The organism is Allomesorhizobium camelthorni, assembly GCF_011045125.1.
Taxonomy (GTDB): domain Bacteria; phylum Pseudomonadota; class Alphaproteobacteria; order Rhizobiales; family Rhizobiaceae; genus Allomesorhizobium; species Allomesorhizobium camelthorni.
This window is the reverse complement of the sequence record NZ_JAAKZF010000134.1, coordinates 1-9,258: the sequence shown is the minus strand read 5'-3', so window position 1 is coordinate 9,258 and position 9,258 is coordinate 1. Positions and strand designations below refer to the sequence as shown.

Genomic DNA, 9,258 nt, shown 5'->3' with positions numbered 1-9,258 from the left:
CCAACCGACGCTGAGTGCTCGACGACCGCATTCTGACCGGTGTACGAATTTACCGGCTTGATGAAGAATAGCGGCTCTTTTGGAATCTCGAGACTTTGAGCGGCCGCAACGAGGTAGGAATTGTTCCAAAGCGCGATCATCTTGCTTGGTATGCACGGCATGTCCACTCGGACCGAGTCGAGCGGCAGCAAGGCACCAGTTGGCTGACTAATTCCGAACATGTCGCCTTTGTGGACATGAATGACATCGTCAGCAAGGGTGCCAAACTCTGATGCTGCCCCCGTAGAAAACCGAATCCACTTCGTCACGTCGGTTCTTTCCAAGACTCTATTTCACAATCAGCGACGCGCGGTCCAACTGTCCCGCCATCCACTCGGTTCAGCTAACAGCAAGCGTTTTGGCCCTGAGACGGAGCAGCGCGAGGACCAGATCGATTGACGGGGTTCCGATACCCGCAATAAGCCCCAACTCCTGCACGGAGCCGACGAGGGCCTCGATTTCCATCGGGCGACCGTGTTCAAGGTCCTGCAACATGGAAGTCTTGTGCGCGCCGACCGCTTCCGCGCCCGCAATTCGGCGATCTACATCAATCGGGAACCTGACGCCTAAACGCTCGGCGATTTGCTGCGCCTCCAGCATCATGGATCGCGCGACGTTGCGCGTTCCGGCATCGCGGCAGATCGTTTCGAGTGTCGCCAATGTCAGAGCTGATATCGGATTGAAACTCAGATTCCCCCATAATTTTATCCAAATCTCTTCGCGAATACGTGGCCGGACCGGGGCTTTCAGTCCGCCCTTGCGCATTGCATCAGAGAGTGCTGAGACGCGCGAGGAGGGCTCACCCGATGGCTCGCCCAATGTGAACCGATCGCCCTCGATCAGCCTCACGACGCCAGGTTCGGCAATCTCGCAGGCTGGATAGACAACGCAGCCGATCGCCCGCTCTGGGCCGATCGTCTCCCACTGTACACCGCCGGGATCGACGCTTTCGAGGCGCGTGCCTTCGAGTTCGCCACCGGCCCCGAAAAAGTACCACCATGGAAGGCCATTCGCAGCGGTGACCACACTGCCTTCCGGTGCGAGGAGTGCCGCGATCGACCCGGCCACGTCTGGGATCTGATGTGCCTTGAGCGCGACGATCACATAGTCCTGCGGAGCCAGATCTTGCGGCCGGTCGGTACAGGCAAGACGATGGGCCGTTTCTTGCTCGCCTTTGAGAAGACGAAGTCCATCTCTGCGGATGGTCTCCAAGTGTGCGCCACGCGCGATCAGGCTGACTTCGCAGCCGGCCTCGTCAAGTGCGGCTCCGAGATATCCGCCAATCGCACCCGCACCATAGATACAGATCTTCATGCCCGACCTTCTGCTCAGCCCATGCCCAACAGGGCCGCAAGACCAATCCGCTGAACCTTTCCTGTTGCGCCCTTCGGAACCTCTTCGACGATGATGATTTTCCGCGGCACCTTGAATGCTGCCAGGCGGTCCGCGGCAAATGAGCGTATGGTCTCGGCTGTGGTCTTGGAACCCAACGCAAGCACGACGGCTGCACTCACTTCCTCGCCGAGCTTCGGATGCGGATAGCCAAAGGTGACAGCCTGGGCCACACCGTCTGCGAGCAGCAACACTTCGTCTACCTCGCGCGGCGAGATCTTTTCACCACCCCGATTGATAATTTCCTTGATGCGGCCGGTCACCGTCAAATAGCCGTCTTGATCGAAGCGGCCCAGATCGCCGGTGCGAAACCAGCGCGCATTCGTACCCCCGTCGTCGAAGAACGCAGCAGCATTGGCGACAGGATTGTTCTCATAGCCGCTGGTCACGTTGGGTCCGGAGATGACGATCTCGCCTTCGGTGCAGGGGGGCAGGAAATTGCCGGCCGCATCGACGATGCGGACCATTGGGCCGGCCGGCCGCCCGACCGTTCCCGGCCGCCGCTCCGCCTTTGTGAGCGGATTGGAGGTCATCTGATGCGCCGCCTCAGTCATGCCGTAAGCTTCGATCACCGTACAGCCGAGCGTGGTCTCCAGCTCCGTCAGGACCGAAGGTGGGAGTGAGGCCGAGCTCGAACGCACAAAACGCAGGCGGCTCTTCAGGGCCCCGGCGGACTGCCGCGCAGCCCGCTCGACGATCGCCTGATGCATGGTAGGCACTGCCGTGTACCATGTCGGGTCCTCGCTTTTTAGCAGAGCGATGAAGCGCAGCGCGTTGAAGCCTGGGGTGCAGCTTACCGAGGCTCCGGCGTACAAGGACGAAAGCACCGCCGCGATCAGCCCGTGGATGTGGAAGAGAGGCATGATGTTCAAGCAGACATCATCGGGCCGCAGCGCCAGAGAGGCTGCGATGTGGCCGGCGGAGGCAACGAGATTGCGATGTGACAAAGGCACGATCTTCGGCCGCGAGGTGGTGCCCGAGGTATGCAGCACTAGGGCAGTGTCCGCCGAGGAGATGCCGTTCGCAGAATTCTGCTGCAGCACCGCATCGAGGTCAGCGGATATCAAGAGCCCCGCTGTCTTCTGCGTGCCGCAGGTCACTCGGACAATCGGCATCCCCCTGGCGGCTGCGGCCTCTGCCGCCGGCCCGGTGGAGTCACCATCCACGATGAGGAGCCTAGCCTGGAGATCGTTCAGGTAGAAATCAAACTCCTCCCTTCGATAAGCCGGATTGAGCGGCGCCGCTGTCCCACACATGGTGGATGCGAGAAACGCCACTGCCATCTCGGGACCGTTTGGAAGCACGATCGCCACCTTGTCGTTGCGGCTGATGCCCATGCCGCGCAGGCGGGACGCGACGTCATCGGCGTGCCTCAACAGCTGCCTATAGGTGAGCGGAGACTTCCCGGGTGCTCTGATCGCCGAGGCTTCGGCCTCGGCCCGCAACAGTATCTCCCTGATCGTCAGTGGTGGTTCACTCCGCAAGGCATCCTCCATCCACGTTTGCCCAATTTGTCGTCGCGTCAGTTGTGGGTTTGTTGGTCCAGCAGAGAAGGTCGAAGTGCCCTCGCCTGCCGCCGGCGTGAAGTCCTTCACGACGAGATCGCTTGTCCCGCAGGGAACAGAATGATGTCGAGCGGATCGCAGATCAACGAGACGGCATCGCCGTGGGCTGGCGTGAACACGCCTTGCCGCACCGTGTGCTTTACAACCATCCGCGCCGCTCCCACCGACATCACATACCGGATGCATTCACCGCTGTAGATCTGATCGTTGACGGTTCCCGCCAGCCCCTTTCCACCGGCGGCCTTGGCCAGGACGATCTTTTCAGGACGAATGAACACATCGACGTCCTGGTCGGCGCGAATGCCATTCGACGGAACGCCATCGAGCAGGTATTCCTCGACCTTGACAGAGGCTGTACCCGCGCGTTCGGCAACAATTCTGCCGCGTAGGAAGTTGCTCTCGCCCATGAAACCGGCGACGAAAGGATTCACGGGGCGTTCGTAGATTTCACGCGGCGAGGCGATCTGTTCTACACGACCGTCCTGCATGATCGCGATCCGATCCGAGAGGACCAGAGCTTCGTCTTGGTCGTGGGTCACGTAGACGAGCGTCGTTCCCAGTTCCTGATGCACCCGCCGCAGTTCGAGCTTCATCTGTTCTCGCAGCAGCCGATCAAGCGCGCCGAGCGGCTCGTCGAGCAGCAGCAGCGGCGGTTGAAATACAAGCGCTCGCGCAAGCGCCACGCGCTGCTGCTGCCCTCCGGAAAGCTGACGAGCATAGCGCTGCTCGAGGCCGTGCAATCGAACGAGCCCGGCGGCCTTGGCGACACGCTCTTCGATCTCGGCTTCGTGCACGTCGCGCATTCGCAGCGGGAATCCGATGTTCTGCGCGACAGTCATGTGCGGAAAAAGAGCGTAGTTCTGGAACACGACGCCGATCGATCGCCCATGGGGGGGATGCCGACCAGATCGGTTCCATCCAAGTAGATCGAACCGGAGTCCGGCTCAACCAAGCCCGCAATCATCATCAGGGTCGTGGTTTTCCCGGAGCCGCTCGGCCCCAAAAGCGTTAGGAACTCACCGGAGCGGACGGAGAGAGAGACATTGTCCACGACCGCTCCGCCCGCGTATGATTTCCGCAATGACCGCAGTTCGAGGCTTCCGGGGGACCGTGCGGGCGTTGACGCAGTCATAGGCTGTATTCCAGGATATCGAGCCCACGCAACCGATCAATGAGGTAGATCCGCTGCTTAGCCTGATCGACAAAGATGTCGTTGGACAGCGGACCGAACTCCGTGCGCATCGGAGGTAGCCAGTTGCCGGCTTCGACCAGGCGCGTGGGGTCGCTCACGTCGAGAACGCGCAGACCATGCGAGAACCATGCCAGAAACAGCAGGCCGTCGACGACGTCCTCATGTGGCTGGTGTGCTGCCCAGATACCCATCTCTTCGCCGCGCGGCAGCTTGAACTCGTCGACGATCTTCGGCGCTGCCCGATCGGTGACATCGACGCTGGTGGCCCAGCCTTCCATGTCCCACCAGCCTTCATCGACCGTGAGCACGTAGTCGCCGCGCCCGCCGGCGCCGCGTGTTGGCACGACCGTATGCGTGAACAGGCCATGAAGCGGATGGCGGCAAACCGTCTTGGGGTTCGAAAAGTCCGTCACATCGACAATTGCCATGCCGGCATGCACAAGGGAAACGTAAATGTAGTCGCCGCGCCGCAGCCCATGATGCACGCGGTGACGCACGCCGCCTTCCCATGCCGGGGTCTCCCCGCCCGCCGTCCACTGCCCGGGCAACCACCAGCGGGACACCTCCTCCGGGCGCGACGGATCGGCCAGATCATAGGTCACCAGGATGTTGCCCTGATAGCCTTCGATCTCGGTCGAGAGATAGGCGTAGCGGCCGTCGAAGTCGAAGCGGTGAACCCCCCTTCCACCCGTGCGAAGGAAATGGATCTCCTTTGGTTGATCGGGCCGCGAGATGTCAAAGATTCGGACGCCGCCCTGGAAACCCGGCGCGATGGTGAATTCGGGGTATGCCTCATTGTTGATCAACATCAGGTCCCCGCCGACCCGCACCTTGTGGCTATGCGAGGTCGAAGGAACACTCAAATGTGACAACAATCGCGGGTTTGCGGGATCGGAAACATCCAGAATGGTGGTTCCTTCGGGCGGAGAGATATGGCCGACGAAACAGACGTTCCCCTGCACGTTGACCTGCCCGCCGCCGCGGACGTCGGCATACCCAATATGCTTAAATTTGATCTGTCGCATTCATTCCTCCAACGTCGAGCGGCAAGTGTGTGTCGGGCAGGACTTTTTCCGTCCCGGAATGGAAAAGTTCATGAGATCTTCGTCCTGGATCGCGACCGCAGCAAATGCATTGCGAGCAGCGCGACGATGGTGAACCCGACGAGGACGGCGGACGCGGCCGCAACCCTGGGATCGCTGTCGTGGAGCATGCTGTCATACATCTGCTTCGGCAGCGTCTTGGCCCTGCTACTTGCCAGGAACAAGGCGACCGCTAGATCATCGAACGACGTCAGGAAGCCGATGAGCGCGCTCACGACCGCCATGGGGGCGAGCAGCGGCAAGGTAACGTACCTGAGCCGCCGCCACGGCGAGGCTCCAAGAGAGGCGGCCGCATCCTCAAGCCGCTCATCGAGCGATTGAACGGCCGCCACCATGACCAGCATGGTCGGAGGGATCGCCAGGATCGTATGGCCGATGATGAGGCTCAAGGTCGTCCCGATCAGACCGAGCTGAGCGAAGAGGAAGTATGCCGACACGCCATATGCGACCGCCGGCACGATCATCGGCGCGAGGTTGATAGACATCAGTGCCGTCCGAATCCCCGGCGACAGGCGGCGCAGTCCAAGAGCGGTCACCAGCGAAATGACGCTTGCCAGAACCGCTGTCAAAAGCGCGATCCGGAAGCTGTTGAGTGTGGCGTCGACCCATTCGGCACGCGTGAAGTACAGCTCGAACCATTCGAGCGAAAAATTGCTGAAGTCGATCGTGTTGGAGGTCGACGGGAAGAATGCCACCAGGACGATGAGGAGTATGGGGAAAGCGACTATCGCCGAGATCAGAATCGCGATCAGCGTGAGAAAACTGGGCGCCGGCCCGCGGAACCGCCACCGACGGCCCGGCCTGTCCGACCGCCAGCGACGCAGCGGCGCGCGAATGGCACCCAATCCCCGGTCAATCTTCGCGACCATCCTGTAGAGACTGATGGCTTCGGCGCCCTGAAGTTCGGGCGCCGAATGGCCAGCCCGGACATACCGATTGAACACGGCAAAAAGCACAAGCGTGGTCGCAAGCAGCAGGGACGACAGAGCCGCCGCCATGGACCAGTCCAGCAGCACCCCCATATGCCGTTCCACCAGCACAACGACCGTCGGGCGCTGATTGCTGCCAAGGACCGCCGGCGTGATGAAGAAGCCTAGCGAGACGATGAACACCAGCAGCAGGCCGGAGATGATGCCTGGAGCGGTCTGGGGAACATAGACCAGGAGAAAGGAACGGATACGGCCGGCGCCCAGCGTCTCGGCGGCCCGGATGAGCGAGCGGTCGATGCTGTGCATCGAGCTGTAGAGGCACAGCACCATATACGGCAACATGACGTGGACCGTGCCGATGAAAACGCCGGTCGGGTTGAATACCAGCTGCATGGGACTGGAGATGATCGAGAGATACATCAGACTCGAATTGACGATCCCCTCGCGGCCGAGGATACCGACCCATGCAAAGGCGCGGACCAGCGCGCTTGTCCAGAACGGTATTATGATGCAGATCAGGATGAAGAGACGCAGCCGCGGGCCGCTGGTAGACATGGCATAGGCGACCGGATAGCCAACGATCAGCGTCAGAAAGGCAGTGAAAAACGCCAGCTCGAAAGTCCAGGCAAAGGCGTTCAGGTACAGCGCCGAGCTCAACGCCTGCTGATAATTATCCAACGTGAAGACGCCGCGCTCCCAAAAGCTCATCCATAACGTCTGAGCGAGCGGAATATAGAAGAAGCACAGAAGGAAAAGCAGTGGACCGGCGAGCAGCAATACGACTGCACGCTCTCTCCGGCCAACCATTAGGAAACGTGTCATCTATACCTCACGGGTGCGGCCGAGAACATTTCCCGCGCCGCACGCCGCTCCCAGACTAAACGATCAGTTACCGATGCCGTGGCCGGATCCGGCTAATTGCCGATCCAGCTGGCCCAGCGCTCGTTGACCCGTTCGAAATTGCTGCGCCCGGAATTGTCCTCTTCCATCCACCAAGCGTCATTGAGCATGACCAGGTTGGGGACCTTTTCCGGCGAGTTGATCCGGTTCGGAAGCGTGGTTGGGTCTATGTACGGCTGCGCCGACGTTATCGTCATCCCGTAGGCCGGATAGGCATTCAAGAAAGCCGCATGGTTCTTCGGCTCCAGATAGAAGTCCAGCAGACGATGGAAGTTCTTCGGGTGCGGCGCGCTCTTCGGCATGCCCCAGTACGAGATCTTGGCCATTGCCTGATTGAACTCGATGTTGATCCCCGGGTCCTTGCCTTCATGTTTCATGACGATGACGCGCCCGAGCGTATTCATCCCTACCAAAGCATTGCCGCTGGTCATGAGGTTTAGCCCCTCGGGGCTCGTCGACCAGAACTTTACGATGTGCGGCTTGATCTTGTCGAGCGAGGCGAAGGCGCGATCGACATCAATGGGATAAAGCTTGTCGGCCGGCACCCCGTCGGCGAGAAGTGCGGCCTCGATCGGCCCGATATGATAGGCCGGATCAGGCAGCGTGCGTGGCCCGGGGAATTTGCTCACGTCCCACACGTCAGCCCAGCTGCGCGGATGCGCTCCTTCCTTGAAGGTGCTGGCGCTATATACGATGCCGGCGCCCCACACGATCGTGCCGACCCCGTGATCGAGCGCGGCATTGGGGATCAGGTCCTCTCTCAGTCCGGAGCGGAGCAAGGAGTAGTCGATCGGCTCAAGCAGGTTCCGTCGGCCCAGAATGCCAACCTCCTTGCCGTCGATCTCCCAGAAATCGAGGTCCACGGTGTTGGTGGAGACCATGGCCTCGACCTTGGCCAGCTTCGGATAGGGAACCGATACGACCTTGATACCCGTCGCGGCGGTGAACGGATCAAAGATAGTCCTGCGCTGCACCTCCTCCACAATTCCGCCGGTCGTGCCGTAGAGAATTACGGGCTCTTCCGACTGCTGAGCCCAAACGGCCGAAGATGCTAGTACCGCAGTTGTCGCGGCCGCGCCCGTAAGCAGAGTGCGCCGAGATATCGTATACTCTGACATTGCTTTCTCCTCCCATTCACAGTTTAGACATTAAGTTTCTGTGGGATTGAATTGGTATAAAGACACCTTTAATGTCTTACCCGCTAAATCCGGTGGCACTACTACCGAAATTCATCATCACGTGCCTTACTACTGTATATTCCTCAAGGCCGTACATTGACATTTCTTTCCCGAAGCCAGACATCTTCAGGCCGCCATGTGGCATCTCGCTTGCGATGGTCAAATGTTGATTTACCCACACAACGCCATACTGCAATCGCGCACTGATCTTTAGGGCGGTCTTGACGTCGCGGGTCCACACCGACGATCCCAGCCCGTAGTCGCTGTCGTTGGCCCACGCGATCGCCTGATCAGCGTCTTCGACGCGCGTAACAGAAACAACTGGACCGAACACTTCGCGCCTGACAATCTCGTCAGACTGCGTTGCGCCAACCACAAGCGTCGGCTCATAGAAGAATCCGCTGCCGTTTGCCCGACGGCCGCCTGTAACAACCTCAATATGCTTCTGCTGCGTAGCGCGTTCCACGAAATTGGCTACACGCTCGCGCTGACGCTGACTGATCAAAGGGCCTAACTCGGTCGTCGCGTCGCGAGGGGACGCGACACGTAGCGATTTTAGGGCGACCTCCAGTTCGGCCACCAGTTTGTCGTGAATCTTTGGCGCGGCATAGATGCGACATGCGGCCGTACAATCTTGGCCAGCATTGTAGAAACCAGCAAAACGCACGCAACTCACAACCTGCTCGAGATCGGCGTCGTCCATAACAATGACAGGCGCCTTGCCGCCGAGTTCCAGATGAACGCGCTTCATCGTCTTTGCCGCGGCTTGCATTACTTTTTGGCCGGTCGAAATGTCACCCGTCAGTGAGACAATCCGGATATCGGGATGGGCGACGAGAGCCGCGCCGATGCTTTCGCCTCGACCAGGCAAAATACTTACCACGCCAGGCGGAAGTATATCCCCCAACAGCTTTGCGAGCTTCAGAGAAGAAAGCGGCGTCTGCTCTGAGGGCTTTAGAG

Annotated in this window: 9 protein-coding genes; all 9 read right to left on the bottom strand. The window is 60.1% G+C overall.

Translation table 11 applies throughout. The features are described 5' to 3' along the window. Window positions 1–308: Rv2993c-like domain-containing protein (locus G6N73_RS33180; protein ID WP_206079227.1), on the bottom strand; the 308-nt coding region annotated here is incomplete at its 3' end. A gap of 70 nt (window positions 309–378) precedes the next feature. Beyond that, a complete protein-coding gene (locus G6N73_RS33175; RefSeq protein ID WP_165034149.1) occupies window positions 379–1,353 on the bottom strand; it encodes a 2-dehydropantoate 2-reductase in 975 nt (324 codons plus the stop codon). Window positions 1,354–1,367: 14 nt separating this feature from the next. Next, window positions 1,368–2,915 (bottom strand): acyl--CoA ligase, encoded by a 1,548-nt coding sequence (locus G6N73_RS33170; RefSeq protein ID WP_246252770.1) that lies wholly within the window; start codon window positions 2,913–2,915, stop codon window positions 1,368–1,370. A 107-nt stretch (window positions 2,916–3,022) separates the two neighbouring features. After that, entirely contained in the window at window positions 3,023–3,865 is an 843-nt protein-coding gene (locus tag G6N73_RS38150) for an ABC transporter ATP-binding protein (protein ID WP_343044833.1), read from the bottom strand. Beyond that, on the bottom strand, window positions 3,832–4,128 hold the full coding sequence (locus G6N73_RS37610) for an ATP-binding cassette domain-containing protein (RefSeq protein WP_281353017.1): 297 nt from the start codon (window positions 4,126–4,128) through the stop codon (window positions 3,832–3,834). Before G6N73_RS37610 ends, G6N73_RS38150 begins: the two co-directional genes overlap by 34 nt. Continuing rightward, entirely contained in the window at window positions 4,125–5,213 is a 1,089-nt protein-coding gene (locus tag G6N73_RS33160; RefSeq protein WP_165034147.1) for an LVIVD repeat-containing protein, read from the bottom strand. The genes G6N73_RS37610 and G6N73_RS33160 overlap by 4 nt, the downstream gene beginning before the upstream one ends. 68 nt (window positions 5,214–5,281) lie before the next feature. Beyond that, complete coding sequence (locus G6N73_RS33155) at window positions 5,282–7,042, bottom strand: ABC transporter permease subunit (protein ID WP_165034146.1); 1,761 nt, start codon at window positions 7,040–7,042, stop codon at window positions 5,282–5,284. A 92-nt stretch (window positions 7,043–7,134) separates the two neighbouring features. Further along, window positions 7,135–8,238, bottom strand: a complete 1,104-nt coding sequence (locus tag G6N73_RS33150; protein WP_165034151.1) for an ABC transporter substrate-binding protein — start codon at window positions 8,236–8,238, stop codon at window positions 7,135–7,137. A gap of 76 nt (window positions 8,239–8,314) precedes the next feature. After that, the coding region (locus G6N73_RS33145) for an aldehyde dehydrogenase family protein (protein WP_165034145.1) at window positions 8,315–9,258 on the bottom strand (944 nt) is incomplete at its 5' end.

Bases quoted from the DNA above. Each gene is read 5' to 3' on its own strand.
- G6N73_RS33175 (WP_165034149.1), bottom strand. From the start codon at position 1,353: ATGAAGATCTGTATCTATGGTGCGGGTGCGATTGGCGGATATCTCGGA.
- G6N73_RS37610 (WP_281353017.1), bottom strand. From the start codon at position 4,128: ATGACTGCGTCAACGCCCGCACGGTCCCCCGGAAGCCTCGAACTGCGG.
- G6N73_RS33160 (WP_165034147.1), bottom strand. From the start codon at position 5,213: ATGCGACAGATCAAATTTAAGCATATTGGGTATGCCGACGTCCGCGGC.
- G6N73_RS33155 (WP_165034146.1), bottom strand. From the start codon at position 7,042: ATGACACGTTTCCTAATGGTTGGCCGGAGAGAGCGTGCAGTCGTATTG.
- G6N73_RS33150 (WP_165034151.1), bottom strand. From the start codon at position 8,238: ATGTCAGAGTATACGATATCTCGGCGCACTCTGCTTACGGGCGCGGCC.